Source organism: Cupriavidus sp. WGlv3, from assembly GCF_023952475.1.
Taxonomy (GTDB): domain Bacteria; phylum Pseudomonadota; class Gammaproteobacteria; order Burkholderiales; family Burkholderiaceae; genus Cupriavidus; species Cupriavidus phytorum.
In genome coordinates this window covers 460,171-485,604 of the sequence record NZ_JALHRX010000002.1, presented here as the reverse complement: position 1 = coordinate 485,604, position 25,434 = coordinate 460,171, and the positions used below count along the sequence as shown (strand labels likewise).

General features: G+C 70.9%; 26 protein-coding genes. 16 read left to right on the top strand and 10 right to left on the bottom strand.

The window, feature by feature from the left end:
* Positions 1-240 precede the first annotated feature (240 nt).
* The 5 genes from MKD38_RS05635 (at position 241) to MKD38_RS05615 (ending at position 4,892) form a co-directional block, all read left to right on the top strand.
* Positions 241-1,641, top strand: coding sequence for a sigma-54-dependent transcriptional regulator (locus tag MKD38_RS05635; RefSeq protein WP_018005543.1), 1,401 nt, complete (start codon positions 241-243; stop codon positions 1,639-1,641).
* A gap of 159 nt (positions 1,642-1,800) precedes the next feature.
* Positions 1,801-2,724 (top strand): sensor histidine kinase, encoded by a 924-nt coding sequence (locus MKD38_RS05630; protein ID WP_252675129.1) that lies wholly within the window; start codon positions 1,801-1,803, stop codon positions 2,722-2,724.
* Between the two features lie 217 nt (positions 2,725-2,941).
* A complete protein-coding gene (locus MKD38_RS05625; RefSeq protein WP_252675124.1) occupies positions 2,942-3,673 on the top strand; it encodes a hypothetical protein in 732 nt (243 codons plus the stop codon).
* 107 nt (positions 3,674-3,780) lie between these two features.
* A complete protein-coding gene (locus MKD38_RS05620) occupies positions 3,781-4,371 on the top strand; it encodes a DUF6861 domain-containing protein (RefSeq protein ID WP_252675122.1) in 591 nt (196 codons plus the stop codon).
* Positions 4,372-4,430: 59 nt separating this feature from the next.
* Positions 4,431-4,892 (top strand): PRC-barrel domain-containing protein, encoded by a 462-nt coding sequence (locus tag MKD38_RS05615; protein ID WP_018005539.1) that lies wholly within the window; start codon positions 4,431-4,433, stop codon positions 4,890-4,892.
* Between the two features lie 109 nt (positions 4,893-5,001).
* On the opposite strand, the gene MKD38_RS05610 is transcribed toward MKD38_RS05615, so the two are convergent.
* Both MKD38_RS05610 and MKD38_RS05605 read right to left on the bottom strand, forming a co-directional pair.
* A complete protein-coding gene (locus MKD38_RS05610; RefSeq protein WP_252675117.1) occupies positions 5,002-5,328 on the bottom strand; it encodes a BON domain-containing protein in 327 nt (108 codons plus the stop codon).
* Between the two features lie 23 nt (positions 5,329-5,351).
* Complete coding sequence (locus MKD38_RS05605) at positions 5,352-5,819, bottom strand: CBS domain-containing protein (RefSeq protein ID WP_252675116.1); 468 nt, start codon at positions 5,817-5,819, stop codon at positions 5,352-5,354.
* Positions 5,820-6,184: 365 nt separating this feature from the next.
* Between MKD38_RS05605 and MKD38_RS05600 the strand changes: the two genes are divergently transcribed.
* The 4 genes from MKD38_RS05600 to MKD38_RS05585 all read left to right on the top strand — a co-directional run bounded on the left by MKD38_RS05600 (position 6,185) and on the right by MKD38_RS05585 (position 9,963).
* Entirely contained in the window at positions 6,185-6,754 is a 570-nt protein-coding gene (locus MKD38_RS05600) for a low affinity iron permease family protein (RefSeq protein ID WP_252675114.1), read from the top strand.
* A gap of 61 nt (positions 6,755-6,815) precedes the next feature.
* Entirely contained in the window at positions 6,816-8,021 is a 1,206-nt protein-coding gene (locus tag MKD38_RS05595) for a DUF3182 family protein (protein ID WP_252675113.1), read from the top strand.
* Positions 8,008-8,865 carry an alpha/beta hydrolase family protein gene (locus MKD38_RS05590; RefSeq protein ID WP_115702244.1) on the top strand — a complete coding sequence of 286 codons (858 nt, stop codon included), beginning with the start codon at positions 8,008-8,010 and terminating at the stop codon, positions 8,863-8,865. The genes MKD38_RS05595 and MKD38_RS05590 overlap by 14 nt, the downstream gene beginning before the upstream one ends.
* 12 nt (positions 8,866-8,877) lie before the next feature.
* Positions 8,878-9,963 carry a DNA topoisomerase IB gene (locus MKD38_RS05585; RefSeq protein ID WP_252675108.1) on the top strand — a complete coding sequence of 362 codons (1,086 nt, stop codon included), beginning with the start codon at positions 8,878-8,880 and terminating at the stop codon, positions 9,961-9,963.
* A 17-nt stretch (positions 9,964-9,980) separates the two neighbouring features.
* On the opposite strand, the gene MKD38_RS05580 is transcribed toward MKD38_RS05585, so the two are convergent.
* Together MKD38_RS05580 and MKD38_RS05575 are read right to left on the bottom strand one after the other, a co-directional pair.
* Positions 9,981-10,574, bottom strand: coding sequence for a ParB-like protein (locus tag MKD38_RS05580; protein ID WP_252675334.1), 594 nt, complete (start codon positions 10,572-10,574; stop codon positions 9,981-9,983).
* An 84-nt stretch (positions 10,575-10,658) separates the two neighbouring features.
* On the bottom strand, positions 10,659-11,891 hold the full coding sequence (locus tag MKD38_RS05575; RefSeq protein WP_252675107.1) for a BON domain-containing protein: 1,233 nt from the start codon (positions 11,889-11,891) through the stop codon (positions 10,659-10,661).
* 347 nt (positions 11,892-12,238) lie between these two features.
* On the opposite strand from MKD38_RS05575, the gene MKD38_RS05570 reads away from it, so the two are divergent.
* From MKD38_RS05570 to MKD38_RS05560, 3 genes are all read left to right on the top strand, one after another.
* A complete protein-coding gene (locus tag MKD38_RS05570) occupies positions 12,239-13,096 on the top strand; it encodes an SDR family oxidoreductase (protein ID WP_252675105.1) in 858 nt (285 codons plus the stop codon).
* A gap of 166 nt (positions 13,097-13,262) precedes the next feature.
* A complete protein-coding gene (locus MKD38_RS05565) occupies positions 13,263-13,715 on the top strand; it encodes a hypothetical protein (protein WP_252675104.1) in 453 nt (150 codons plus the stop codon).
* A complete protein-coding gene (locus MKD38_RS05560) occupies positions 13,708-14,442 on the top strand; it encodes a ParB-like protein (RefSeq protein ID WP_256504685.1) in 735 nt (244 codons plus the stop codon). The genes MKD38_RS05565 and MKD38_RS05560 overlap by 8 nt, the downstream gene beginning before the upstream one ends.
* A gap of 125 nt (positions 14,443-14,567) precedes the next feature.
* On the opposite strand, the gene MKD38_RS05555 is transcribed toward MKD38_RS05560, so the two are convergent.
* From MKD38_RS05555 to MKD38_RS05540, 4 genes are all read right to left on the bottom strand, one after another.
* Positions 14,568-14,756: a DUF3008 family protein gene (locus MKD38_RS05555; protein ID WP_012356890.1), complete on the bottom strand. Its 189-nt coding sequence runs from the start codon at positions 14,754-14,756 to the stop codon at positions 14,568-14,570.
* Positions 14,757-14,916: 160 nt separating this feature from the next.
* Positions 14,917-15,075, bottom strand: a complete 159-nt coding sequence (locus MKD38_RS05550) for a DUF3309 family protein (RefSeq protein WP_012356889.1) — start codon at positions 15,073-15,075, stop codon at positions 14,917-14,919.
* A gap of 196 nt (positions 15,076-15,271) precedes the next feature.
* The gene (locus MKD38_RS05545; RefSeq protein ID WP_116296998.1) at positions 15,272-15,925 is read right to left on the bottom strand and encodes a response regulator; all 654 of its coding nucleotides are present in this window, start codon (positions 15,923-15,925) and stop codon (positions 15,272-15,274) included.
* Positions 15,922-17,940, bottom strand: coding sequence for a type IV pili methyl-accepting chemotaxis transducer N-terminal domain-containing protein (locus MKD38_RS05540; protein ID WP_252675100.1), 2,019 nt, complete (start codon positions 17,938-17,940; stop codon positions 15,922-15,924). Before MKD38_RS05540 ends, MKD38_RS05545 begins: the two co-directional genes overlap by 4 nt.
* A 334-nt stretch (positions 17,941-18,274) precedes the next feature.
* Here MKD38_RS05540 and MKD38_RS05535 point away from each other — a divergent pair, with 334 nt between their 5' ends.
* Entirely contained in the window at positions 18,275-19,648 is a 1,374-nt protein-coding gene (locus tag MKD38_RS05535) for a hypothetical protein (RefSeq protein WP_252675098.1), read from the top strand.
* 86 nt (positions 19,649-19,734) lie between these two features.
* On the opposite strand, the gene MKD38_RS05530 is transcribed toward MKD38_RS05535, so the two are convergent.
* Positions 19,735-20,892, bottom strand: coding sequence for an NAD(P)H-dependent flavin oxidoreductase (locus MKD38_RS05530; RefSeq protein ID WP_252675096.1), 1,158 nt, complete (start codon positions 20,890-20,892; stop codon positions 19,735-19,737).
* 272 nt (positions 20,893-21,164) lie between these two features.
* Between MKD38_RS05530 and ubiU the strand changes: the two genes are divergently transcribed.
* From ubiU to ubiT, 3 genes are all read left to right on the top strand, one after another.
* Positions 21,165-22,223, top strand: coding sequence for a ubiquinone anaerobic biosynthesis protein UbiU (gene ubiU / locus MKD38_RS05525; protein ID WP_252675088.1), 1,059 nt, complete (start codon positions 21,165-21,167; stop codon positions 22,221-22,223).
* Between the two features lie 64 nt (positions 22,224-22,287).
* Positions 22,288-23,220, top strand: a complete 933-nt coding sequence (locus MKD38_RS05520) for a U32 family peptidase (RefSeq protein WP_252675086.1) — start codon at positions 22,288-22,290, stop codon at positions 23,218-23,220.
* Entirely contained in the window at positions 23,217-23,681 is a 465-nt protein-coding gene (ubiT, locus tag MKD38_RS05515; protein ID WP_115702221.1) for a ubiquinone anaerobic biosynthesis accessory factor UbiT, read from the top strand. The genes MKD38_RS05520 and ubiT overlap by 4 nt, the downstream gene beginning before the upstream one ends.
* A 6-nt stretch (positions 23,682-23,687) precedes the next feature.
* Here the strand turns inward: ubiT and MKD38_RS05510 are convergent, their stop codons facing one another.
* Positions 23,688-25,274, bottom strand: coding sequence for a histidine kinase N-terminal 7TM domain-containing protein (locus MKD38_RS05510; protein WP_252675084.1), 1,587 nt, complete (start codon positions 25,272-25,274; stop codon positions 23,688-23,690).
* Between the last annotated feature and the right edge of the window lie 160 nt (positions 25,275-25,434).

Sequence of the window (25,434 nt, the reverse complement as noted above, 5' to 3'; positions counted from 1 at the left end):
CCGGCAACGACCGTGCCTGCCCGGGCTTAGACTGGCATTACGCAGTGTGGACCCGCCCCCGCGGACCAGAATCCGCAGTCAGGGCCGTACCCTCCTGTGCCTGCCATGGCTGCCGTACGCGCCACGCATGAGGCGCGCCGGCGGATTTCCGCTGACCCGGTGCCGGTCGGCGTTGCGGTTGCGGAAGGCAGCGCCCGGGGGTTTGCCTTGAGTTTCCATTAGGTCTCACTGACGGATCGTATGCCCCACATCCTGATTGTCGATGACGACGAAAACGCATGCGCCGCCCTGGCCGAGATCGTAGCCATGGAAGGCTTCACCTCCGCCACCGCCGGCACGCTGCGTGAAGCGCGGCTGCAGATCGGCTGGCGCATGCCGGAAGCCATCGTGGCCGACCTGCGCCTGCCCGACGGCAACGGCATGGAACTGTTCGAGGAGGTCGGCGCCTCCGGCGTCGAGGTGATCCTGACCACCGGCTACGCCAGCGTGGAAAGCGCGGTGGAAGCGCTGCGCGCCGGCGCCACCGATTACCTGGTCAAGCCCATCAACGTCGCACGGCTGCAGACCGTGCTCAAGCGCCTCGCCACCACCGGCGAGCTGCGCGCCGAGATCCATTCGCTGCGTGGCGAATTGCGCCGCTACGGCCGCTTCGGCCGCCTGATGGGCAGCTCCGAGGTGATGCAGGCGGTCTACGACCAGCTCGCGCGCGTGGCGCCCACCGAGGCCACCGTGCTGCTGATCGGCGAAAGCGGAACCGGCAAGGAGCTGGCCGCGCAGACCGTGCACGAGCTGTCGGCGCGGCGGCGCCAGCCGTTCCTGGCGGTCAACTGCGGCGCGATCTCGCCCACGCTGATCGAAAGCGAGATGTTCGGCCACGAGCGCGGCAGCTTTACCGGGGCAGATCGCCAGCACAAGGGCTATTTCGAGCGCGCCGACGGCGGCACGCTGTTCCTGGACGAGATCACCGAGATGCCTGCCGAACTGCAGGTCAAGCTGCTGCGGGTGCTCGAGACCGGCACCTTCATGCGGGTCGGCACCAACCGCGAATGCCATGCCGACGTGCGCGTGCTGGCCGCCACCAACCGCAACCCCGAGGAAGCGGTCGCCGACGGCAAGCTGCGCGCCGACCTGTTCCACCGGCTCAATGTCTTCCCGGTGGAGCTGCCGCCGCTGCGCGCGCGCGGCGACGATGTCATCCAGATCGCCAACATGATGCTGGACCAGCTCAATGCCGAGCAGGGCGTGCAACGTCGCTTCGCGCCCAATGTGCTCGACAGCCTGCGCCTGCACGCGTGGCCCGGCAACGTGCGCGAGCTGCGCAACTTCGTGCAGCGCGCCTTCATCATGGCCGACGACGATCTCATCACGGAGGCGCAGGTGCCGCTGCAGGTCGCGGCCACGCAGGCGCCGGGCGCGGCGGTGGTGTCCGTGCCGGTGGGCATGTCGCTGGCCGACGCCGACCGCCAGCTGATCTTCGCCACGCTCGAGCAGTGCGCGGGGGTCAAGAAGCACGCGGCGGAAATCCTCGGCATCAGCCTCAAGACTTTGTACAACCGGCTGGAAGATTATGCCGCCCGTGGCGAATTGCCAGAGTGGCTGCGCGCCTCGCGCAACGACTCGGGCCCGTCCGCAACCGGATGACGGCGTGGGCCATCGCTTGGGATCACGGGGATGGCGGGTGCGTGTGGCGGCCCCGGCGGCGGCCTGGGCACGCGCAGCACGTTTCTTGCTTCCGAGCAGGGCAATGTCTCCGGCCGATCCGGCCTGCCATGTCCCCTGGCCACTGCGGCCGCTTTGCACATGACGCAGCAATTTCCGCCGTCCGGCTTGCCGGGCACTCCAGAGCCAGGTTCCGCGCAGCAGTCGGACGCGCAGGCGCCGAACGCGCAGGTCGCGGCCGGCAACGGCAGTGGCCAGCAGGTGCGCAGCGTGCAGGAGGTCAGCACGCTGATCGAGCAATCCGCGCATGACCTGCGCTCGTCGCTGAACGCCATCCAGAGCTGGGCCTATGTGCTGGACCGCGCCTTCGATACCACGCCGGCGCCGGCGCAGCGCGCGCTCGACGGCATCCGCTCGGGCATGCAGCAGCAGCTGGCGCTGATCGAGGAAATGGAAGAGGGGGTGCGCCTGCTTGCCGACGAAACCCCGCCCCGCTGGCAGCAGCTTGACCTGCGTACGCTGGCGCTGCAGGCCATCGCCGACCGGCGCCATGCGGCCGAGGCGCGCGGCGTTCTGCTGTCGCCGCTGAGCGCGGACGGGTCGGCGATATGGTCGGACGCTGCGACGGCATCCACCGCATCCCCCGCGCCGGGCGCCGTCCCGGACGCGCCGGATGACGCCTACCGGATCGATGGGGATGCCATGCGGCTGGCGCCGTTGCTGCGGCACCTGCTGGTGCACTGCATCTGGCGCGCCCCCACGGGCGGCGCGGTCAGCGTGCACCTGTTCAGCGAGCCCGACTACGTCAAGCTGCGCATTACCGAAAGCCCGCCGCTGGATTCGCAGCGCGGCGCCAGCCGGCTGGCGGCTCTGACCGACTTCTTCGGCCGCCGTCCGCCGCAGGGCGGCGAGCCGCCGTCCCGGCAAAGCAGCGCACTGCTGCTGACGCGGCGCATGGTGGAAATGCACGGCGCCGTGCTGAGCGCGGAGAGCGACGGCTGCGACAGCGACAAGGTCAGCGTCTGCATCGCGGTCCGGTTCCCGCGCCATATGCGCCAGGCCTGAAGGCGGCTCCGCTGCCGCTATCGATGTAGTTTTTACCCGGCCGGCGCCAACGCTACGCGTACCACTTGCCCGCGACGCCATCGCGCGCTGGCCGCGCGCCATGGTACGGCAGCGTTCACACGCGCGCTGAAGCGCCTGCCTGCGTGCAGGGCCGCTGATCAGCTTCTGGCCCGCCCCTTGCATGGATCAAGCACCCTAAACCAAGGAGGGAACAACCATGCCCAACGCCAGCCGCAAGTCCGCCCAGGCCGAGCAGGTTGCACAGAAGCCGTCCCGGGCGAAGTCCGCGACCGCTACGCGGTCCGCGCAGTCCACCAGGGCCACGCCATCGGCGCGTGCCGGCACCGCGCCGGCCACCCGCAGCAGTGGCCCGTCCGCGGGCAAGGGCGCAGCCGGCAAGCCGGCCGCGGGCACCCGGCCGCGCGGCAAGGAAGCCAAGACCTACCAGGCCGCCGTCGACGATTCGCTGGAGATGACCTTCCCGGCCAGCGATCCGATCTCGCCCAGCGCTGCCATGCACGCCGAGAAGAAGACGCAGACCGCGCGCGACGACGTCGACTGGAAGCTCAGGGAGGGCAGCCAGGAGCAGCCGGTAGGCGCGAAGCCGGCCGGCCAGCGCAAGGGCGCAGCCGCGGAGTCGGGGCGCTCGAGCAAGCCCGCTGCGAAGATGGGCGCGAAGGCGAGCGCGAAGGCGGGTTCGAAGGCAGGCGACATGCCGGCCGCGAAGTCGCCGACCAGGACTGCTGCCAAATCCACGACCAGGTCCGCAACGACCGGGTCCGCCATGGCCAGGTCGGCGACGGCCAAGCCTGCCGCCAAGCCCGCTACGAAGTCCGCTACCAAGCGCGCAGCCAAGCCTGCCGCAAAGACCGGAGCAGCGGCCGGGGGCAAGGCAGGGGCCAGGACCGCGGCCAGGTCCGCCAAGCCGGGCAAGTCGGCCAAGCGCTGAGGAGCGTGCCTGCCCCCTTTAGTCCACCTTGAGTCCAAGCGCCGCGGCGTGGCTGCCACCAGCCTCGCCGCGGTTCCGAACACATCGATGAACGAAAAGGAGCCACCATGTCCGCCATCATCGCTGGCCGCTTCGACAGCTTCGCCACCGCCGAGACCACCGCAAGCCGGCTGCGCGCGCAGGGGTTTGTCGACCAGGACCTGAACCTGTTCTACGTGAACCCGCCCGGGCAGCACGCCGCCTATGCCATCGGCGGCGACCACGCCGCCGACGCCGGCGCGCGCAAAGCGGGCGTGGGCGCCATCAGCGGGGTGCTGATCGGCGCCGCCGTGGGCGCCGCGGTCGGTGCGGCGCTGGTGGCCGCGCTGGGCGCGACGCCACCGCTGTCGATCCTGGTGCTGGTGTTCGCGGTCGGGCTGGGTGCCTACCTGGGCTCGCTCGCGGGCGCGCTGGCGCTGGCGCGCCATGCCGGGCGCGACCCGCGCACCGGCCAGCCGCCGGTGCGCAATGCCGGGGTCGTGCTGGCGGCGCACCTGACCGGCACCGACACCGCCACGGCGGACACGGTCGCGACCGTGTTGCGCCAGGGCGGCGCCAAGGATGTCGAGCGCGCCGACGGCCAGTGGGTCGATGGCCGCTGGGCCGACTTCGATCCGCTGGTACCGCCGGTGCCGGCCGACACGCGCGCACGCCGCTAGCGCATCGCGCTACGCTTTTCGCTCCAACCCGCTACCCGAGCAGCCAAACGGAGGTATCCATGAATCCAGTCCAACCTGAAACGCCCGGCGCCGAACATCCGCACGGCGCCTCGATCGTCGGCGGCATCGACCGCAATTCCCCGGGACCCGGCCCGTTCGTGATGGCGGCCGACACGCTCGAGGGCAACAAGGTGGTTGACCCGGCCGGCGACGACATCGGCACCATCGACCACATCATGATCGACGTGCTCGGCGGCCGCGTCGCCTATGCCGTGCTGGCAATGGGCGGCTTCCTCGGCATTGGCGAAAAGCTGTTCGCGCTGCCGTGGTCCGCGCTGACGCTCGACACGCGGCGCAAGTGCTTCGTGCTCGGCGTCGAGAAAGACCGGCTCAAGGCCGCGCCGGGCTTCGACAAGGACCACTGGCCGACCATGGCCGACTCGCAATGGGCCACCAGCATCCACCAGTACTACGGCATCTCGCCATACTGGGAAGCCGACCGCTATGACCCCTGGGGTTGATCACAACTCATCGGGCCATTAGCACTCCCATCAGCACCTCGTAAACGCCAGGGCGCCGGAGCAAACCTCCGGCGCCGTGTCGTTCAGCGATGCCGTTCAGCGTTGGCGTTCAGACCTTGTGGTTCACCTGCCCGGCCGGCTTGTCGGCCGGGTCGGCGTGCCTGCCGCTGCCGGGGGGCTGTCCCTGCGGTTCGGGCGCGGGCGGCTGTCGCGTCGACAGCGCGTTATGTACGCCCAGCACGCCGGGACTGACCGCCGCGGCCTTTTCCACGCGCTGCGCGGTGTCTACGTCTTCCACGCAGCCGCGCACGGTCACGCGCCGGTCGGCCACCTCGAGCGTCACGCCGTCGGGAAAGCGGCCATCGAAGGCCGCGGCAATTTCGGCGCGTACGGCCACGCGCAGGGCTTCGTCAGCGGCGGAAGGGGTTGCGCTCATCGCGGCTCCTGGTCGATGCGGCTTCAGCGCGCGGGCGCCGAAGGCGTGGAGATCGACGCCAGCGTCTCGCCGGAATCGCGCGTATCGGCACCCTTGCTGGCGAGGTCGCCCAGCGACACGATGCCCACCAGGGTATGGTCGTGATCGAGCACCGGCAGGCGCCGCACCTGCGCGGCTTCCATCTTGTGCTGCGCATCTTCGAGCGATTCGTCCTCGAGGCACCATTCCACTTGCGGCGACATCGCGTCGGCCACGCGCGTGGCCTGCGGCGGCTGGCCGCCGGCGGTGGCGCGCACGGTGATATCGCGGTCGGTCAGCATGCCGACCAGGCGCCGGCCGTCGCAGACCGGCAGCGAGCCGACGTGCAGGTCCGCCATCAACTGCGCGGCATGCTGGATGGTTTCATCGGGGGTGATATAGGCCGGCTGGCGCGTCATGATGTCGACGACGCGGCGCGGCGCGCGGGGTTGCGTGGCAGGGGACTGGAACATGGCTGGCTCCGTTTGCTGGTGGGACCGACACCGGGTGCGGATCGGGCCCTGGTCAACAGGGCGGCGTTCCGGCGAACCGGCAGCCACCGGCGCACCGGGAGTCGCCGCTTCGTCATGACATGCGGCGCAAGAAGCGTTCCCGTCGCCCGCGCACGTCGCGCGCGCGTGAACTCGGTCACGCTGCCGGCAACATTTATCACCCGATGTAGAAACGAAAGGTGCGGGGCGCGGCAAGTGCTGCGCCCGTTGTAGGACTGCGCCCGCTGCACATTGGCCATGCGCTCCATACAATGAAATCAGCATGCCGCCCAAGCCCTCACCAGTCTCGGCGGCCAATCCGGCGACTTATCCCTGGGAGTGCAACGATGCGCAAATCCAGCCCCATCCTGCCCGGCGTTGGCCATCGGCCCGGCGCCGGCAAACGTGCCACCGTGCTGCACCTGTTCGACCGCTTTGCCGGCGGCGCCACGCGCCATGCCGGGTCGCCGACCGCGTTCGTGCTCGCCGTCGGCGTGGTGGTGGCGTGGGCCCTCACCGGCCCGATGTTCGGGTACTCCGAGACCTGGCAGCTGGTGATCAACACCGGCACCACCATCGTCACCTTCCTGATGGTGTTCCTGATCCAGCAGAGCCAGAACAAGGATGCCGTGGCGGTCCACCTGAAGCTCAACGAACTGCTGGCCTCGCACCGCGAGGCCAGCAACATGCTGGTGTCGATCGAAGACCTGGACGAGGACGAACTGCGCCAGCTGGTCAGCTTTTATCGCCAGCTGGCCGAGCTGGCCGACCAGGAAGACGGCATCAAGGCCAGCCATTCGCTCGACGAGGCGCGCGAAAACCACGCCGCCAAGCGTGACGCGCGGGCCGCGCGCGGGCATCGGCCCGAAGCGCCCGCCGGCGGCGCACCCGCGACGCCCGCCTCGGCCGCCTCCTAGCTTGCCGGCCAGCGGCTCCCTTGCGCAGGATCCATGTGACCAACCGAAACAGGAGCAGGCCGTGACCGTATCCAGCAACGCAAGCAAGCGAAAACCGGGGCTGCCGGTTGCAGCGCCGGCAGCCGCGCAGCAGGGCAGCCGCCCGGTGATGGCCTACGGCTGCGAGACCCTGGACCAGGCCGACAGCCACCATGGCATGACCCTTGCCAATATTGCCCGCAAGGTGGCCTGGATTGCCGGCCAGCGGTTCGCCGGCGACTACGCCGCGCCTGCAGCGGGACGGCCCGCGCCGTACCTGGTGCCGGCGCAGACGCTGGTCGGCCACGAACTGGCGGCAAGTCTGGGCGTGCAGGGCGAGAGCGATCTCTTCGGCGGCGTGGTGCCGTATGCGTTCGTCGCCACCAAGGCGATCACGCACGGCCTGGTCGAGCCCGGTGCCGCGGCGCCGCGGGGCTGGTCCGAGGCCTTCGTGCGGCGCGTGGTGGGCGCCACGCTGCCGGGCTTTACCGCGTTCAGCCTCGGCGATGCGCGCATCGCGGCGCTGCGGCTGCTGACGCTGGGGCCGGTGCGGCTGAAGGATACCGGCGGTGTCGGCGGGCTGGGCCAGCGCGTGGTCGACGGCGAAGCCGCGCTGGAGGAAGCGCTGGCCGTGCTCGCCACGGATGAGGTGGAGCGAAACGGCCTGGTGGTGGAGCGCGACCTCCGCGCGCCGCAGACCTTCAGCGTCGGCAAGGTCGTGCTGGCGGGACTGGAAGCGAGCTATTGCGGCACGCAGGGGCTGACCGAGAACAACCGGGGCCAGAAGGTCTACGGCGGCTCGACCCTGACCGTGGTGCGCGGAAACTTTGACGCGCTGCTGCAGCACCCGTTCGACGCCCGCATCCTCGCCGCGGTGCGCGCGGCGATGGTGTACCACGAGGCCGCGCTGGCCTGCTATGGCGAAGGCGGCGGCATGGTGCTGTCGCGCTGCAACTACGACGTCGCCTTCGGCGCGCCGGCCGGCGGCGCCAGTGACGGGCAGATGCTGGGCGGCGTACTGGAGCAGTCCTGGCGCGTGGGCGGCGCCACCGGTGCTGAACTGGTGGCGCTGGCGGCGCTGCGCGACGACCCCGCGCGCACGCGCGTGGTGGCGTCGACGCGGGAAGTCTACGGCAACGATGTGCGCGTGCCGGATGACGCGGAGATCTACTACCAGGGCGAAGACCGCCATGTCGGCCCCCTGACCAAGTACGCACGACTGGAGCCTGAATCCGATGGCAACGCATGAAGAACTGCTGCAGATCGAAAGCGAAGGCGGCACCATTGCCGGTACCCTGATCAGCCCGGAAACCAAATTGCCGGGTGTGTTGTTCGTGCACGGCTGGGGCGGCAGCCAGCAGCAATACCTGGCGCGGGCGCGCAAGGTAACGGGGCTGGGCTGCGTCTGCCTGACCTTCGACCTGACCGGCCATGCCGGCACGCGCGCGCAGTACGAAACCGTCAGCCGCACGCGCAACCTTGCCGACGTGGTGGCGGCCTACGATGTGCTGGTGCGCCAGCCGGAGGTGGACCGCAACGCGATCGCGGTGGTGGGCAGCAGCTATGGCGGCTACCTGGCCGCGCTGCTCAGCAGCCTGCGCCAGGTGCGCTGGCTGGCGTTCCGGGCCCCGGCGCTGTACATGGACACGGGCTGGGACCTGCCCAAGCGCCAGCTGCACCGCGAGCAGGACCTGGTGACCTACCGGCGCAGCATGGTGCCGCCCGCGAGCAATCGCGCGCTGCGCGCCTGCACCGCGTTTACCGGCGACGTGCTGGTGATCGAATCCGAGCACGACCAGATCGTGCCCCATGCCGTGGTGATGAGCTATGTCGATTCCTGCATCCATGCCAACTCGCTCACTTACCGCGTGATCAAGGGCGCCGACCATGGCCTGAGCGACGAGGAATTCCAGCGCACCTACAGCAGCATGCTGGTCAACTGGCTGCGTGAAATGGTCACCGTGGCCCGTGCCGGCCCGGTTACCGCCGAGCGCGCGGTGCCACCGGCGCCGCCAAAGCCCGCGCCGCCCGCACCCGATGCCGGGCTCGAAACCCCGCAGCCCGAGTCGGCCAGCGCGCCGGGCGCCGCCTGAGCTGGCGCGCCCATGGACAGCACGCTGCCCGCCACCGACGCCCCCGCCGCGCTCGACACGGTGCTGCGCGACGCGGGGCTGCGCTATGTCGACGACGGCATCGCGGGCATCACGCGCCGGCGCCATGGCAGCGGCTTCAGCTATACCGGCCCGGACGGCAAGCGCGTGACCGATGCCGCCACGCTGGCGCGCATCGCGACGCTGGCGATCCCGCCGGCATACGAGTCGGTGTGGATCTGCCCCGATCCGCGCGGCCACCTGCAGGCCACCGGGCGCGATGCGCGCGGGCGCAAGCAGTACGTCTACCACCCGCAATGGGCCACGCTGCGCGATACCGACAAGTACGCGCGGCTGGCGGCGTTCGGCGCCGCGCTGCCGCGCCTGCGCGCGCGCGTGGCGCGCGACCTGCGCCGCAACGGCATGCCGCGCGAGAAGGTGGTGGGCGCGGTGGTGCTGCTGCTCGACGCCACGCTGGTGCGGGTCGGCTCGCCGCGCTACGCGCGCCAGAACCGCACCTACGGCCTGACCACGCTGCGGCGGCGCCACGTGACCGTGCGCGGCAGCCGGCTGCGCTTCCAGTTCACTGGCAAGAGCGGCATCACGCACGACGTCTCGGTCAACGACCCGCGCCTCGCGCGCATCGTGCGCAACTGCGCCGACCTGCCGGGCCAGTGCCTGTTCAAGTACCGCGACAGCGACGGCGAGATCCGCGAGATCGGCTCGGCCGATGTCAACGCCTACCTGCAGGAAGTGACCGGCGGGGACTTTACCGCCAAGGACTTCCGCACCTGGGCCGGCAGCGTGCATGCGCTGGCGATCCTGCGCAAGCTGCCGGAAGCGGCCAGCGAGACTGCGCGCCGCAAGGCCGTGACCGATGCCATCCGCGAGGTCGCGAACCAGCTGCGCAACACCGTCGCGGTGTGCCGCAAATGCTATGTGCACCCCGACGTCATCGATGCCTACCTGGCCGGCGTGCTGCAGGCGCGCGGCCGCGCGCCCGCCATGGCGCGGCTGCGCGCGGACGAGGCGCGGCTGCTGCAGTTGCTGGCAGCAAGCCACGCACATCCAGCAAACGGCAAGAAGGGCAATAACGGGTAATCGTCCCGGCCCGGCGCTCAGCACCCCAGCGCGCCGATATAGCCGGGCAGGTCCTTGGCCTCGCGCGAGTGCGCCAGCCTGAACGCGCTCGCCACCGCGAAGGCAAAGTGATGCGGCGTGTCGAACGGCCCGGGCACGTGGCGCCGGAAGAAGTCCGCCCAGCGGAAATCGAGGTAGGCGGTCTTGACCTTGCGATAGCCGCCCGCCAGCTGCACGAAGGCCTCCAGGCTGCGGTACGGGTCGTCGCGCATATCGTGGATGGCCTCGGGAAGTTCGGTCAGGGGCCGCCGGCGGCCATGCTCGTCGTAGGGATGGACCAGGTGATTGGCGACCATGTGGCGCCAGAACGCGGGTACGTCCATGTCGCTCAGGTCGGCGCGCACGATGCCGGGCACATGGGTCAGTCCCAGGTCATGCCAGGCGCGCACCCAGTGGTGGTGATCGACCACATAGAGCACCTGCTCCGGCCCGATCACCAGGTGCACGCGGTGCCGGTCCAGGAACGCCGCGCGCGCCTCGGGCGCAACCCGCCGCGTGACGTGGATCTTTTGCGCCACGTGGTAGCCGCCCACCGTGATCTGGGTGGGGCGCAGCGCGTCCAGCGGCACCATCAGCTTGCTGTCAGGCGCCAGCTTGCGCGGCGCCCGCCGTGGGACGGGCGCCGTGTGCGCGGGGGCCTGGCTGGAGGGCAAGGCTCAGCTCTTGTTGAGCGTGCGGTCCGGCGAAGTGCCGCCCGTCGACGCGGTGCCGCTGCTGCTGCTGCTCGTTGTGTCGCCGCCCACTTCGGAGCCTGCCGCCCACGAGCTGCCTTGCTGGCGCTGCACGCGCAGGCGGTTGTCGACCTCGGTGACGCCGAACACCGCGTCGGCGATCTCCTCGACCACGTATTTCTCGCGGCGCTCGCTGACGGTGCCGTCCAGCGTCACGACCCCATTCGCTACCTCGACGCTGACCTCGCCGACGTCGATATACGGGTTCATCGCCAGGCGTTCGCACACATCCTCTCGCACGCGCTCGTCGGAGCGCCGGTAACCCTTGGGTCCGGTGGCGCGGCGGCCGGCATGCTGCCCGCCCTGCGTGCCGGAGGCGCTGGCCTGCCCCGCGAACGGGGTGCGGCGCCGATAGCCCGGGTCGTCCGGGTAGACGCGCTGTCCGCCGCTGAACGACTGGCCGCCACGGCCCGGATCGCCGAAGTAGCCACCGCCATAGCTGGGCTGTCCGCCCCGCTGGGCGCGGTCGCGTTCGCTGCCTTCCTGCCAGTGCATGGCGCGGCCGCCTTCGCTGCGGCCCCGCTCCGAGCCCCAGCCGCCCTGGCCGCGCTGATTGCGCTCGCTGCCGCGTTCACTGCGCTCATCGCGCTCATAGCGTTCTCCGCGGCCGCTGGATTCGCTGCGGCGCCCGCGCGGGCCGAAGCGGTCTTCGTCGCGATAGCCGTAGCCCGATTCGCGTTCCTCGCTGCGGTAGCCGCTGTCCTGCTGCGATGGCCGGTAGCCGCCATAGGCGCTGCTGTACGGATGGCCGCTGCCACCGACATCGGCGGCGCCATAGCCGCTCTCGCCCCAGCTGCCGCGCCGCTGGCCGGCGGGCGTGTCCTGCTGATACCAAGGCCCGCCGTGGCGCGAGGATTCGCGCTCGCTGCCCATGCTGCGGCCCTGGCCGCGGCCTTCGTTGCGCTGTTCGTCGCGACGCTCGTTGCGCTGTTCGTCGCGGCGGTTTTCTTCAAAGCGCTGGCGGCTTTCATAGCCATGGCCGCCATACTCGCCCCGGCGCTGGCTGCTCTCGCCGCGCCAATCCTCGCCCCATTCCTGCCCCCAGTCCTCCGAGCCGCGGCCCTCGCTCTCATCGCGCATCCTTTGCTCGGGGCCGCGGTCGCGGCGTTGCGCTTCGGGCCGGCCGCGGTTGCCGCGGTCATTGCGGAAGTTGAACATATCTGCCTCCTGGCGGTGAGGCCCCGCGCGCCGGCACTGCCCGCAGGCATGTGCGGCAGGCGCCGGAAGCCGTTGACGTTTCGGATATGGAGAAGGCCGCAAAATCCGTGCCCCGGCGCGTAGACGAAGCGGCGCAGCGTGATAACGCGGCGCGCTGTAAGGATTGCCGTGCGATGTAAGGGTTACGGGCAGCGCCGCCGGGCCGGTGCCGCCGCGCGTGGCGGCATGCGGGCCGGCGCCTTGCGCTTTGCGGCATGGAACTTGCGCGCCACCCTGGCATCTTGCATGGCCGCGGCGCGCCGTCACGCCGACGTCGCATGGCGCGGCCACCCCGACAGGAGACTGCCATGTCCACACCCAAGAGCGTCCCGCCCCAGCACCAGTCGCGCCAGCCCGGCCTCGAAGCTCCGATGCGCCCGCAGCCGGACAGCGGCGCGGACGATTACGTCGGCAGCGGCCGGCTCAACGGACGCGTGGCGCTGGTCACCGGCGGCGACAGCGGCATCGGCCGCGCCATTGCGGTGGCGTTTGCGCGCGAAGGCGCCGATGTCGCCATCGCCTATCTGGACGAACACGCCGACGCGCGCGAAACCGTCAACCTGGTCGAGCAGGCCGGGCGCAAATGCCTGGCCATCGCCGGCGACCTCGCCGACTGCGAGCACGCCGAGGCGGTCGCGCGGCAGACGCTGCAGCAGTACGGCAAGCTCGACATCCTGGTCAACAATGCCGCCGAGCAGCATCCCAAGGAATCGCTCGAGGAAGTCGACGCCAGCCAGGTCGAGGCCACCTTCCGCACCAACGTGTTTGCGATGTTCCACCTGACGCGCGCGGTGCTGCCGCACCTGAAGGCTGGTGCATCGATCCTCAACACCACTTCGGTCACCGCCTATCGCGGCAGCAAGCACCTGCTGGACTATTCCGCGACCAAGGGTGCGATCGTGTCGTTTACGCGCTCGCTGGCGCTGCAGGTGGTGGAGCGCGGCATCCGCGTCAACGGTGTGGCCCCGGGTCCGATCTGGACGCCGCTGATTCCGTCCACCTTCAGCCCCGAAGAAGTGGCGCAGTTCGGCAAGAAGACGCCCATGGGCCGCCCGGGGCAACCGTTCGAGGTCGCCGGGGGCTACGTGTTTCTCGCCTCCGACGCGGCCAGCTATATCACCGGACAGATCCTGCACATCAATGGCGGCGAGGTCGTGAACGGCTGATCGACCGGGTTGGCGCCATGCGCGCGCATGTAGTTCGGGGGCGTCTTTGCAAATATTGCATGCGGCGGTCGCGCCCCCTGCCGTGCCGTGCAGATCCTGCGCAGGCGTGGCTCTTGCAATACGGGTGAGATCAGCCGACCGCCATCGCCAATCTCTGGGAGGCATCATGTCATCGATCATCGCCGGACGTTTCGATTCGCTCGCCAGCGCCGAGGATGCCGCGCGCACGCTGTTCGCGCGCGGGTTCTCGGTGTGGGATGTATCCATCGTGTCAGTGCGGGGCCCCGCCAGGGATCAGCAGGACGATGCCGCCGCGCAGCAGCCGGCGGACAACGTCATGCTGGCCGCGTGCGTCAACAACGGGCTGGGTTCGGTGGTCATCGACGTGCTGCGCGAAAGCGGCGCCAGCCAGTTGGAGCGCGCGCAGGGCACCTGGGAAGGCGGGCAGTGGACCGATTTCGATCCGGCCCGGCCCGGCGAGCCGGTGCGCGAGGGCGAGGGCGAGTACTGGCCGCGGCCGCTGGCCAGCGACGCCACCGCCGAGGAGAGCACCGGCAATGAGGACCCCGGTAGCGAGCTCGAGCACTTCGTCAACCAGAAACGTGTCGAGCATGACTGAACGCCCCGCCGATCCGGCCGACCGGGGCCCCGGCGCCGATCCGGTCGTCGCGCCGGTGGTGGCGCCACGCTGCTCGCGCGGCAAGGCCATCGCCGAACTGGCGCGGCTGCGTCCGACCCAGCTGACGCTCGGCTACATCCACGTCCACCACAAGATGGAAGTTACGCAGCGCCACGCCGATCCGGAAGACCGCGAGGTGCTGCAGCGCTTCATGCGCCGGCATCGCATCAAGACCGTGGCGGGGCCGGGCGGAGAGCTTTATATCGTCGACCACCACCACTGGGCGCGCGCGTGGCTGGACCTCGGCTATCAGCTCGCGCCGGTGCGGGTGCTGGAAGACTTCAGCCATCTGGACGGCGCCGCGTTCTGGAAGCGCATGCACCAGCTTGGCCATGTCCATCCCTACGATGAACACGGCAAGCGGCAGGGGCCCAAGGCCTTGCCCTCGACCGTGCGCAGCATGCGCGACGACCCGTATCGCAGCCTGGCCGCCTTTGTCCGCGAAGCGGGCGCGTACCGCAAGCCGGACGGCGCCTACGGCGACTTCTGCTGGGCGGGGTTCCTGCGCAAACGGGTGGAGCAAGACCTGGAAAGCATTGCGGGCTTTGGGCTGGCGCTGGCGGAATCGATCAAGCTCGCCCGCAGCCCGCGCGCCAGGGACCTGCCAGGCTATTGTGGGGGACCGCTGGAGGGCAAGACGGGCAAGCCCGCCAAGTCATTGAAGTGAAGCCCGGCCCGGGCAAAAACGGCAGGGCCGGATAGCAGCAGGGCAGGCGCGCGCCTGCCCTGTATTGGTGTGTTGCCGCGCTGCAAGCGCGGGCCGGCCTCCCGCAGGAGGCCGGCGCGTACCGGTCAACGTTCCGACTTGTGCTTCGGCATGCCCTTGGTCTTGGTCGAAGCCATCTTGTCGAGTTCCTTCTCGCTCATCGACTTGTACATCGAGCGGGAAGGTCCCTTCAGCGAACCGGCCTTCTTTTCGCCGCGCTTTGCGGAGAGCGCCGCTCCGGCGGCCTGCTGTTGCGCCTTGGATTTTGCTGGCATCTGAGTCTCCTTGCGAAAGGTGAAAAGGTTGAAAGGACCGGGCGCACGCAGACGCGCGTGCCCGCGCTTCGTTATAGGTGCCAGGCGCGGCCGCGACAAGCGCGGCCGGCACGCAAAACTGCCTGCGTGCTTCGTGCCGCGGTTCGCTGCCCGCCGGACGCTAGATCCGGCCCAGCACCACCAGCAGCACCACGATCAGGACGATCAGCCCCAGGCCGCCGCTCGGCCAGTAGCCCCAGCCGGAACTGTACGGCCAGGCCGGCAAAGCGCCGATCAGCAGCAGGACGAGAATGATCAGAAGGATGGTGCCGATGCCCATGGCGTGCTCCTTGTTCGTGGATCGGGGAAGCCGCGCGGCTTCCGACTCCGAGGCGGCTCCGCAGAGCCATCCGCTTACCGTTCAGCGTAGAACAAGGGGTGCGGGCATCCCTCCGGGCAGGGACTGATATCGATGTAGGAATCGGACGACGCCCAAGTGCGGGCAAGGCGACCCGCGCGGCCAGCGCGGGCGGTGATCAGGCCGTGTTCAGGCCGTGTTCCACGGCATAGACCGCCACCTGCACGCGGCTGGCCAGGTTCAGCTTCTTCAGGATGTTCTGCACGTGGATCTTCACCGTGCTTTCGGCCACGCCCAGGTCGCGCGCGATCTCCTTGTTGCTTTCGCCGCGGGCCAGGCCCTGCACGATCTCGCGCTCGCGCGCGGTCAGCCGCGGCGCTTCTTCCTGGCGCGGCGCAGCCACGGGCGCGGGCGCGCGGAACTGGGCCACCAGCTTGGCGGTCATGCTGTCGGAGATCACCGGCTCGCCGGCGGCGGCGCGGCGAATGCCGGCGATCAGCGCCTCGGTCTCGATATTCTTGATCAGGTAGCCGCGCGCGCCGCCGCGCAGCGCGGCGGCCAGCTCCTCGGCCTCCTCGGACACCGTCAGCACGATCACCGCAGTCTGCGGCAGGTCTTCGACCAGCAGCTGCAGCGCTTCGAGCCCGGACAGGCCCGGCATGTTCAGGTCGAGCAGGATCACGTCGGGGCGGTGCTGCTTGGCGCGCTTGATGCCTTCCACGCCGTCGGCGGCTTCGTCGACGATCTCGAAGTCGGCCTGGCGCTGCAGCAGCGCGCGGATGCCCGAGCGGAACAGGGTGTGGTCGTCGATCAGCAGGATGCGGATGGTCATGGCTGGGTCTCGCTCGGGAGGGTCAGGCGGCTAAGGCTGGTCATGGGGCTGGCGCCGCGGTCGCGCCGGGCGGCGCCCTGGCTGCCGGCGGGCAGCACCAGCTCGATGCGCACGCCGCTGCCAGGGCTGGCCTGCACGTGCAGCTGGGCCCCCAGCCGCGCGGCGCGCTCGCGCATGATGCTCAGGCCGATATGGGCGTCGGCGCGGGTGGCCAGTTCGTCGGGATCGAAGCCCTCGCCGTCGTCCTGCACCACCAGGCGGAAATCGCGGCCATGGCTGAGCGCCACCGCCACGTGCGCCGCCATGGCGTGCTTGCGCACGTTGGAAAGCGCCTCCTGCAGGATGAACAGCACCTGCAGCTGCTGCTCGGGCGATAGCGGCCAGGCACCGCCGCGTTCGTCGATGGCCAGCGTGGCCTCGGTGCGGCATTGCCGGCGAAAGCGTTCGACGGTCTCTTCCACCGCGGGGCGCAACTCGCCGGTGCCCAGGCGCGAGCGGAAGTTGTTGAGCAGCTCGCGCACGTCCTGGTAGCTCTCTTCCACGCCGTGGCGCAGCATCGGCACCAGTTCGCGGGTCTCGGCCAGGTCGTCGCGCGCGACCGCGTCGTCCAGCAGCTGCACCTGCAGGTTCAGGTAGTTCAGTCCCTGGGCGATGCTGTCGTGCAGGCCCTGCGCGACGAGGTTGCGCTCTTCCACCACCGCCAGCTGGCGCGCGGTGGCGGACAGGCGCAGGTGTTCCAGCGCGGTGCCCAGGTGCTGCGCCAGCGTCTGCAGCAGTTGCCGGTCCGACGGCGGCAGTCGGCGCGGCGCGCGGAAGTGCAGCGCGAACATGCCGGTGGCGCCGCGCTGGCTTTCGATGCGGAACGCCGCCAGCGACTGGAAGCCGTCGCGGCCGCACGGCGTTTCGTCGGCCGCGCCGGCGCGCGCCGCGCCGCGCAGGTCGACGATGGCGATCACGGCCTCGCGCGTGGCATCGCCGCAATGGCAGCCGTTGGCCGATGCGCAGGAATCGGCCTCGGCCAGCGCCGCCGGCAGGCCCGCGGCCGCCAGCAGGTGCATGCGGCCGTGGCGGTTGTCGAGCACGCGCACGCTGCCGCCGTCGGCATCGAACTGGCGCATCACCCGCGCCAGGAAGCCCTGCGCCATGGTTTCGGCGTCGGCGGCCTGGTTGAGGAAGGCGGCCATCTCGTACAGCGTTTCCAGGTCGCGGTTGTGGCGCTCCAGCTCCGCGGTCTTCTGCGCCACGCGCGCTTCGAGGTCGTGGTACAGGCTCTGCAGCTCGCCCGCCATGCGGTTGAAGCCCTCGCTGAGCGTGCCGAACTCGTCGCGGCTTTCCACCGGCAGGCGCAGCGAGAATTCGCGCGCGGCCATGCGCCGCAAGCCGTCCTGCAGGCGCAGCACCGGCAGGATGATCCACAGGTAAAGCAGGTAGATCACGGCGACCGTGCCGATGCAGGCCATCAGCGCCAGGGCGGTTTGCGACAGGCGCAGCAGGTCGGTCTTGCGCGCGCTGTCGTGTTCGATCATGCCGACCAGGCGGTCGGCCTGGGCGACAAAACCCGGCAGCGCGGCAATGTATGCTGCGGGCGATGAGCCGGCCACGGCCAGCGGTCGCAGCCGCTGTTGCCAGTCATGGGTGACGCGGGTCATCTGCGTATGGATAGCGGGCTCGTCCGGCAGGAACAGCGGGCGCGCCGCATCGCCCTTCTTCAGCAGCGCCAGGGTGGCGTCCAGCGCCTGCATCTGCGCGGCCAGGTCATTGGCGCGGCCCGCGTGCGCCAGCGCCAGCTCGATCGCCACGCGGTTGGCGCGCATGCGCAGGCTGCCGGCATCGTTGATGGCGGCGCCGGCGCCTTCCAGCTTCCAGGACAGCCACAGCGTGCCGGAGATCATGCCCAGCACCACCAGCAGCACAGCGAGCGAGAGCGAGATGATGCGCGTGGAAAGGCGATGGCGCAGGGCCGGCAAGGCGGATGCCGCCGTGGCGGAGGCGGCGGGAGGATCGGTATCTGACATGGTGGTATCGGGGGCTACCAGGGGTCACGCAAGGAGTCGGAAGCGATTTTCCCCGCGCGACCGGCTGGGCTACCTGCGCCAGATCAAGGAAACCCGGCTTTGGCGCGAGTATGTGCCGGCAGCGGCGCATCGCGGGCAGGGCGTGTGGCGCCAAGGCGGTTTCCATCACGCCGTGATACTTGAAGCCGGCGCCGGACTTGGCCCCGGTCAAATCCCTGCGCGGCGTGGCGGCCTAGCATCGGGCCTTTTGTCAGGACTGGTGAGAAGAAGCGATGGCCATATCCACTTCAATCGGCGCGCGCAGGCGTCACCGCCGTCACGCCACGGGGCGCGCATGAATGGCGCGGATCTCGACTACGCGCGCGCGCCGCGGCCTGCGCTGGTGTTCGGTTGCCTGATGCCGGCGCCGTGGCTGGGCGCGGCCGCGGGGCTGCTGCTGGCAGCGGGGCCCGCGGCAGGCCTGCCAGACCGCTTCGCGCCGCTGGCGCTGGCGGCGGTGCATGCGCTGGCGCTGGGCATGCTGCTGCCGGTGATGGTCGGGGCGCTGTTCCAGATGATGCCGGTGGTGGCGCGCGTGAACGTTCCCGCTGCCGGGCGCCTGGCGCCGTTCATGGCCGCGACCGGCGCGGCGGCGGCGGCCGCGCTCGGCTTCGGCTTGCTGGGCGGCGAGCCGGCAGCCATGCGGCTTGCCGCCGCACTGGGCGCGGTGCTGCTGCTGACGGGCGCGGTGCTGCTCGCCGCGGGCCGGCGCGTGGCCGCGGTGGACGCCACCACGCGCACGCTGGCCGGCATCGGCGCGCCGCTGATGGCGGCGGTGCTGGCCGGCATCGCGCTCGCAGGCACCTTCGGCGGGCTGTGGCGCGTGCCGGTGGCGCAGGCGCTTGGCCTGCATATGGCGTGGGCGCTGGGCGGCTGGCTGGCGGCGCTGGTCAGCGGGGTCGCGGCCACGGTGCTGCCGATGTTCTGGCAGACGCCGCGCGCGCCGGCGACGCTGGCGCCCTGGCTGCCGCTGGGGCACTGGGGGCCGCTGGCAGTGTTCAGCGCAGCGCTGGTGCTGTGGCCCCGGGAACCGGTGCTGGCACGGGCCGCGCTGGTGGTGTGGCTGTCATTCGTGGCAGTGCTGGGAGCATGCGGGCTGGCCGGCACGCTGCGCGCGCGGCGGCGCCACGATCCGCTGTGGCGGTTGTGGCCGGTGGCATGCGCCAGCATGCTCGGCGCGGCGGTGCTGGGGGCGGCTGCGGTGGTCCTGCCCGGGGTGGCGCTGCCGCTGGCGTGGTGGGCCGGCACGATGGCGCTGGTCGGCGTGGGCGTGCTGCCGGTGACGGCGATGCTGGGCAAGATCGTGCCGTTCCTGGTCTGGCTGCACCTGCGCCGGCTGTTGCCGCCCAGGGCGCGCGTGCCGGCGATGCAGGCGATCATCGCGCCGGGCCGGCAGCGCGGGCAGGTGTGGCTGTTGCTGGCGGCTTACGCCGCGCTGCTCGCGCTGCCGCTGGCGCCGGCGCTGCTGGCCCGCGTCGGCGGGCTGCTGCTGGCGGGTGCCAATGCGTGGCTGGGATGGCAATTGCTGGCGGCGCTGCGCTGCATGCGGCAGATGCGCAGGTGTGGTGGGTTGCCGCCGCGTGTTGTGGAGGGGATTGGCGTGCGGCCTGCGGGACAGCGAAAAAGGGAGAAAGCAGGCGCCGGCATACCGACGCGCCCGACTTCGTAGAGACTCCGGCCCTCTCCCCCACCCCTCTCCCGCAAGCGGGCGAGAGGAGCCTTGTTCGGGCGGCGTTGGCAATGGGGACGCTGCGGTCAGCCGGCCGCCAGCGCCGCCGGCTTTTCCCCCGTCAGCAGATAGTGGATCAGCTCGGCCACCGGCCGGATGGCTTCGCCAAACGGCAGTGCGCCGCGGCCGCGGAAAAACAGGCCGCGTTCCACGTCGCCGCGCACGGCCTGCGCCAGCTTCAGGTCGATGCAGAACTGGCCGATGCGCGCGATGCCGTCGCGCAGCCCGCAGGCCTGCAGGCAATCGAATCCTTCCAGGCATTCGCGCACGCGCGCGCGGCGCTGCAGGCGCGCTTCGCTCGACAGGTAGCGCTGCAGCCATGGTGTCAGCACCGCGCGCGCGGGCAGGCCGGCGACGCTGGTGAATTCACGCAGGGTTTCCGGCCGCGCGGTGGCCAGCACTTGCTTGAAGGCCGGATGCGCATCGCATTCCTCGGTCACAGCGAAGGCCGTGCCCAACTGCACCGCGGCGGCGCCTTCGCCCAGCCAGTGGCGCACCTTGGCGTGGCTGTCGATGCCGCCCGCCAGGATCAGCGGGATGCTGTCCCAGGCCAGTCCCAGCTGCGCGAACAGTTCGCGGCATTCGCCCAGCACGCGCGAGAACGAGAAGCGCGGCTCGGACAAGTCCTGGATGGTTGCCGCACCCAGGTGGCCGCCGGCGTGCGCAGGGTGTTCGACCACGATGGCGTCGGGCAGCCGGCCCTTCTTCATCCAGCGGCGCAGCACCAGGCCGATGCCGCGCGCCTCGGACAGGATCGGGATCAATGCCACCTTGGGGTGGCCTGCGGTCAGTTCGGGCAGGTCCAGCGGCAGCCCGGCGCCCATGACGATGGCATCGGCGCCACTTTCGCAGGCTTGCCGCACCAGGGCCGCATGCGAGCCGACCGCCTTCATCACGTTGACGGCGATCAGGCCGCGGCCCTCGGAGGCGGCGCGCGCGGCGCGGATCTCGCGGTCCAGCGCCTCGAGGTTGGCGGCTTCGATGGCGGGCTTGTCACGGTTGCCGCGGGTACGCGCCATCAGGTCGGGGTGGTGGTGGCGCAGGTCGATGCTGGCGATGGTGCCGACGCCGTTTTCGCGCGCGACGGCGCCGGCCAGCCGGTGGGCCGAGATGCCGATGCCCATGCCGCCCTGCACGATCGGCAGCAGGCGGCGGCCGCCCAGCTTGAGCCAGGGGTGATTCATAAACGGGTCTCCGGAAGAGGATGGGCGCCGGACCGCATGGCAGCCCGGCGCAGGGATGACGCGAGAAGCGTGGCACAGCGGCACAGGCCCGCGTTTGCCGCAGGTCAACCCTGGCCGGGTGGCCTGCCATCGGCCTACGCCGACCGGCATAGCCCGTCGCGGCCAGGGTGCCGTTGGCGTGGGTTTGCGCACGGTCAAGCCCCTGGCGCGGGCGCTTGGCTAGCATCGGCCGCTGTCTTCCTTCCCCCGCGCCGCCGCCGGCGCCATCACCGATGACCAGTTCCACCCCCGCCCCATCCGACGCCCCGTCGGCCGCCGCGTGCGCGCCGCGCCGCCCGCAGCTGGTTGCGCCCGCCGGCTCGCTGGCGGCGCTGCGCGTGGCCTTGCAGCGCGGCGCCGACGCGGTCTACCTGGGCCTGCGCGACGCCACCAACGCGCGCAACTTCGGCGGCCTGAACTTCACCGAGGCCGACATCCGCACCGGCGTCGCCGAAGCCCATGCGCGCGGCGCCGAGGTGCTGTTCGCCATCAACACCTTTGCCCAGATGGGCGCGGTGGCGCAGTGGCACCGCGCCGTCGATGCGGCCGCGGACCTTGGCGCCGATGCCGTGATCATGGCCGACGCGGGCCTGATGGGCTACGCCTGCGCGCGCCATCCGGACCTGCGGCTGCACTTGTCCGTGCAGGGCTCGGCCACCCATGCCGATGCCATCGAACTGATGCGCGAGCGCTTCAATATCCGCCGCGTGGTGCTGCCGCGCGTGCTGTCGCTGGCGCAGATCGGCAAGCTGGTGCGCCAGACCAGCGTCGAGCTGGAGGTGTTCGGCTTCGGCAGCCTGTGCGTGATGGCCGAGGGGCGCTGCCTGCTGTCGTCGTATGCCACCGGCGATTCGCCCAACAACAAGGGGGTGTGCTCGCCCGCGCATGCGGTGCGCTGGACCGAGCAGGACGGCACCATGCAGGCGCGGCTGTCGGGCATCCTGATCGACAGCTACGCGCCCGGCGAGCCGGCCGGCTATCCGACGCTGTGCAAGGGCCGCTTCGAGGTCGAGGGCGAGCGCGGCTACGTGCTCGAGGAGCCGACCAGCCTGAATGCGCTGTCGCTGCTGCCGGCGCTGATCGACATGGGCATTGCCGCGATCAAGATTGAAGGGCGCCAGCGCAGCCCGCGCTATGTCGGCGACGTGGTCGGCGTGCTGCGCGCGGCGATCGACGCCGCCTGCGCCGATCCGGCCCGCTTCGCGCCGCGCCAGGAGTGGCAGGGCACGCTGGGGCGCCATGCCGAAGGCGACCAGGTTACGCAGGGCGCCTACGACCGTCCCTGGCGCTGACACCATGACATCCACCTGCCTGTATCCGGACATGCGGGACATGCCGGCCACGATGGAGCTTTCCATGCCACACACCGCCGCGGCCCCGATGCCGCACGCCGCCGCGATGCCCGGCTTCGGCATCGCCCTGGGTCCGCTGCTGTACTACTGGCCGCGCGAGGTTGTGCTGCAGTTCTACGCGTCGGTCGCCGAGGCGCCGGTCGACCGCGTCTACCTGGGCGAAACCGTTTGTACCCGCCGCCATGAAATCCGCCATGCGCAGTGGCTGGAGATTGCGCAGATGCTGCGCGATGCCGGCAAGGAGGTGGTGCTGTCCACGCCGGTGCTGGTCGAGTCCGATACCGATATCGCCTGGATGCGGCGCGTGTGCGCGCAGGACGACTACCCGGTCGAGGCCAACGATCCCGGCGCGGTGCGTTGCATGGGGGGGCGGCCCTTCGTCGGCGGCCCGCATTTGAACGCCTACCACGCCGATACGCTGGCGTGGCTCGCCGGCCTGGGCGCGGTGGGCTGTGTCGCGCCGGTGGAAATGGACGGCGCCACGCTGGCCGCGCTGGCGGCGGCGCGGCCCGCCGGCATGCAGCTCGAAGCCTTTGTCTGGGGCCGCCTGCCGCTGGCGTTCTCGGCGCGCTGCTTTACCGCGCGCCACCATCGCCTGCGCAAGGACAGCTGCGAATTCCGCTGCATGGACTATCCCGATGGCCTGGTCGCCGCGACCGGCGAAGGGCAGGCGTTCTTCACGCTGAACGGGGTGCAGACGCAGAGCGCCACCTGCCTGGACCTGTGCGCCGAGGCGCCGGAAATGGCGCGGATGGGGGTGGGGATGCTGCGCGTCAGCCCGCATTCATCCGGCACGCTCGCGGTGGTGCAGCAGCTGGCGGCGATCCGCGCCGGACAACGCGCGCCCGCTGCCAGCGGCATCGCGCCGGCCGGTGCCCAGCCATGCAACGGCTACTGGCACGGTCGCGCCGGCATTGCCTGGGAGGCCCCGGCATGAGCGCGCTGCACAAGCTGATGGCCGGCGTGCACCGGCGGCTGCCGGCACGCGCGCGGGCGCTGCCGCTGGTGGCCGCGCTGGAGCTGGCGCGCCGCGCCGGCTGGCTGGAGCCGCCCGCGGCGCTGGACGGGCATGCCTTCCTGCTGACGGTGCAGGACCTGGAGCTGGCCGTGCCGTTCCGCTGCGAAGGCGGGCGCTTCCGCGCCGGCAGCACCGACGCCGAGCCCGCGCTGACGCTGCGTGCCTGCGCGGTGGACTACCTGCGCCTGCTGGGCGGCGAGGCCGACACCGACACGCTGTTCTTCCAGCGCCGGCTGGTCATCAGCGGCGATACCGCGCTGGGGCTGGAGGTCAAGTACTGGCTCGATGCCGCACCGCGGCCGGCGTGGGTCAGCCAGGCCGCATCGCGGCTGGTGGCGCTGCATGGCGCCGCCGCGGGACGGGCCGGCGCCGCATCCTGAGCCGGCTCAGGCGTCGCCGTCCAGCATGAAGCGGTTGCGGCCGGCGCGCTTGGCGCGGTACATCGCGCTGTCGGCGCGGTGCAGCAGCGGCTCCAGCCGCGGCGCTTCGGGCACGGCCCAGACCGCGCCCACGCTGATGGTCACCACCGGCTGCACCGGCGTGCCCTGGTGCGCGATGCCCAGCTCGCGCACCGCGGCCACCATGCGGCGCCCGAGCTCGCGGGTCTCGTCCCGGCTCGCGCCGGGCAGCACCGCGGCGAATTCCTCGCCGCCAAGCCGCACGCAAAACTGCTCGCCGTGCAGCACGCCGCTGAGGGCGCCGGCGATCTGCCGCAGGCAATCGTCGCCGGCCATGTGGCCATGCAGGTCGTTGTATTGCTTGAACTGGTCCACGTCCAGGATCAGCAGCCCGAGCGGCTGGCCGCGCTCGCAAGCGCGCGTCACGGCGGCCATCGATTCGCGCTGGAAGTAGCGGCGGTTGCGGATACCGGTCAGGGCGTCGATGTCCAGGTCCGCCTGCACCTGCCACAGCTGCTCTTCGGTCTGGCCCAGCCGCGCGCTCAGCGCCAGCTCGCGCGACTGGAAGCGGCTGATGTCGCGCAGGAATAGCAGGCTGCCCATCTGCCTGCCGTCCAGGCGCGCGACGCGTTCGCCGCTCAGCTCGAACGGCGCGCCCGGCGGGACGAAGGGCGCGGCAACGCTGTCCGCGGCGTGGGCCTCAGCGTTTGCAGGAGACGGCCGCAGCGCCGTGTCCCAGCCGTCGGGCAGCGGATCGCCGCGGCGCAGCGCCGGCCACAGCTGCGCCGCGGCGGGATTGAATTCGACGATGGTGCCGTGGCCGTCGACGATGACGCAGCCCTCGCTGAGCGCATCGAACACGCGCAGCCGGGCGTAGTGGCCGATATCGTCGAGATGCGTGCGCAGCCCGCAGAACCACACCAGCGCCGCCATCAGCGAAAACGTAGCCGGGGTCAGGTCACCGCCCAGCGGCCCGGTCCAGCGGTTGAGATAGGCGACATTGGCCACCAGCGGCAGGGCCAGGCCCCCGCCCAGGATGGCGCGCCCGCGGCGCGACAAGGCGCCGTTGGGCACCTCGGCCGTGACCAGGAAATACAGGCTCAGCGCCAGCAGCAGGTACGACCACGCCGCCACCACGGCATAGCCGATGCCATGGTCGAACACCGCGCCGGGCAGCACGCCCGGCGGCATCAGCGTGATGCGCGGCCACACCAGGCCGTGGCGCTCGTTGGTAAAGACCATCACCACGGTGACCACCGCCGCCAGCACCGGCAGCCACAGCCTGGACCAGGGCACCACGTAGCGGGGGCGGCTCAGGTGCACCATCGCCACCAGCCAGCCGATCGGCACGGCGACGATGCCGAGGTACTGGATCTTGGCCCACAGGATGCGACCCTCGAGGTCGGTCGAGCTGATCTCGAGCAGGCGGCCGCCGCTCCAGGTGGCCGCGCCGGCGGCCAGCACCAGGAAGGCCTGCACGGTCGGATCGTCGCGCCGCGGCCAGGTGGCGATGGCCATGCCGATGCAGGCAACCACGGCGACGGTAAGCAGGAGAACCAGCGAATATGAGGGCATTGAAGGCGGCGCGCGTCTTCGAGACCCGGGCATTGGTGCCGCCGCCCGGCCAGGCGCACGCCGGTTGCGTGCGCTCCGCGATCTCGTCAGCCAGCATGATACCGGGCGGCATCGCTGGCTTGGCAGCGGGTGCGCCGATGCAACAGCGGCCGCGCGGCCG

What these genes read in the sequence shown, in the direction of transcription:
- MKD38_RS05615 (WP_018005539.1), top strand. Translation starts at nt 4,431, where the DNA reads ATGAATCCAGTCCAACCTGAAACGCCCGGCGCCGAACATCCGCACGGC.
- MKD38_RS05530 (WP_252675096.1), bottom strand. Translation starts at nt 20,892, where the DNA reads ATGAATCACCCCTGGCTCAAGCTGGGCGGCCGCCGCCTGCTGCCGATC.
- MKD38_RS05550 (WP_012356889.1), bottom strand. Translation starts at nt 15,075, where the DNA reads ATGGGCATCGGCACCATCCTTCTGATCATTCTCGTCCTGCTGCTGATC.
- MKD38_RS05585 (WP_252675108.1), top strand. Translation starts at nt 8,878, where the DNA reads ATGGACAGCACGCTGCCCGCCACCGACGCCCCCGCCGCGCTCGACACG.
- MKD38_RS05535 (WP_252675098.1), top strand. Translation starts at nt 18,275, where the DNA reads ATGAATGGCGCGGATCTCGACTACGCGCGCGCGCCGCGGCCTGCGCTG.
- MKD38_RS05555 (WP_012356890.1), bottom strand. Translation starts at nt 14,756, where the DNA reads ATGCCAGCAAAATCCAAGGCGCAACAGCAGGCCGCCGGAGCGGCGCTC.
- ubiT (WP_115702221.1), top strand. Translation starts at nt 23,217, where the DNA reads ATGAGCGCGCTGCACAAGCTGATGGCCGGCGTGCACCGGCGGCTGCCG.
- MKD38_RS05605 (WP_252675116.1), bottom strand. Translation starts at nt 5,819, where the DNA reads ATGTTCCAGTCCCCTGCCACGCAACCCCGCGCGCCGCGCCGCGTCGTC.
- MKD38_RS05630 (WP_252675129.1), top strand. Translation starts at nt 1,801, where the DNA reads ATGACGCAGCAATTTCCGCCGTCCGGCTTGCCGGGCACTCCAGAGCCA.
- MKD38_RS05565 (WP_252675104.1), top strand. Translation starts at nt 13,263, where the DNA reads ATGTCATCGATCATCGCCGGACGTTTCGATTCGCTCGCCAGCGCCGAG.
- MKD38_RS05580 (WP_252675334.1), bottom strand. Translation starts at nt 10,574, where the DNA reads ATGGTGCCGCTGGACGCGCTGCGCCCCACCCAGATCACGGTGGGCGGC.
- MKD38_RS05510 (WP_252675084.1), bottom strand. Translation starts at nt 25,274, where the DNA reads ATGCCCTCATATTCGCTGGTTCTCCTGCTTACCGTCGCCGTGGTTGCC.
- MKD38_RS05590 (WP_115702244.1), top strand. Translation starts at nt 8,008, where the DNA reads ATGGCAACGCATGAAGAACTGCTGCAGATCGAAAGCGAAGGCGGCACC.
- MKD38_RS05625 (WP_252675124.1), top strand. Translation starts at nt 2,942, where the DNA reads ATGCCCAACGCCAGCCGCAAGTCCGCCCAGGCCGAGCAGGTTGCACAG.
- MKD38_RS05545 (WP_116296998.1), bottom strand. Translation starts at nt 15,925, where the DNA reads ATGACCATCCGCATCCTGCTGATCGACGACCACACCCTGTTCCGCTCG.
- MKD38_RS05620 (WP_252675122.1), top strand. Translation starts at nt 3,781, where the DNA reads ATGTCCGCCATCATCGCTGGCCGCTTCGACAGCTTCGCCACCGCCGAG.
- MKD38_RS05610 (WP_252675117.1), bottom strand. Translation starts at nt 5,328, where the DNA reads ATGAGCGCAACCCCTTCCGCCGCTGACGAAGCCCTGCGCGTGGCCGTA.
- ubiU (WP_252675088.1), top strand. Translation starts at nt 21,165, where the DNA reads ATGACCAGTTCCACCCCCGCCCCATCCGACGCCCCGTCGGCCGCCGCG.
- MKD38_RS05635 (WP_018005543.1), top strand. Translation starts at nt 241, where the DNA reads ATGCCCCACATCCTGATTGTCGATGACGACGAAAACGCATGCGCCGCC.
- MKD38_RS05600 (WP_252675114.1), top strand. Translation starts at nt 6,185, where the DNA reads ATGCGCAAATCCAGCCCCATCCTGCCCGGCGTTGGCCATCGGCCCGGC.
- MKD38_RS05570 (WP_252675105.1), top strand. Translation starts at nt 12,239, where the DNA reads ATGTCCACACCCAAGAGCGTCCCGCCCCAGCACCAGTCGCGCCAGCCC.
- MKD38_RS05560 (WP_256504685.1), top strand. Translation starts at nt 13,708, where the DNA reads ATGACTGAACGCCCCGCCGATCCGGCCGACCGGGGCCCCGGCGCCGAT.
- MKD38_RS05540 (WP_252675100.1), bottom strand. Translation starts at nt 17,940, where the DNA reads ATGTCAGATACCGATCCTCCCGCCGCCTCCGCCACGGCGGCATCCGCC.
- MKD38_RS05520 (WP_252675086.1), top strand. Translation starts at nt 22,288, where the DNA reads ATGCCACACACCGCCGCGGCCCCGATGCCGCACGCCGCCGCGATGCCC.
- MKD38_RS05575 (WP_252675107.1), bottom strand. Translation starts at nt 11,891, where the DNA reads ATGTTCAACTTCCGCAATGACCGCGGCAACCGCGGCCGGCCCGAAGCG.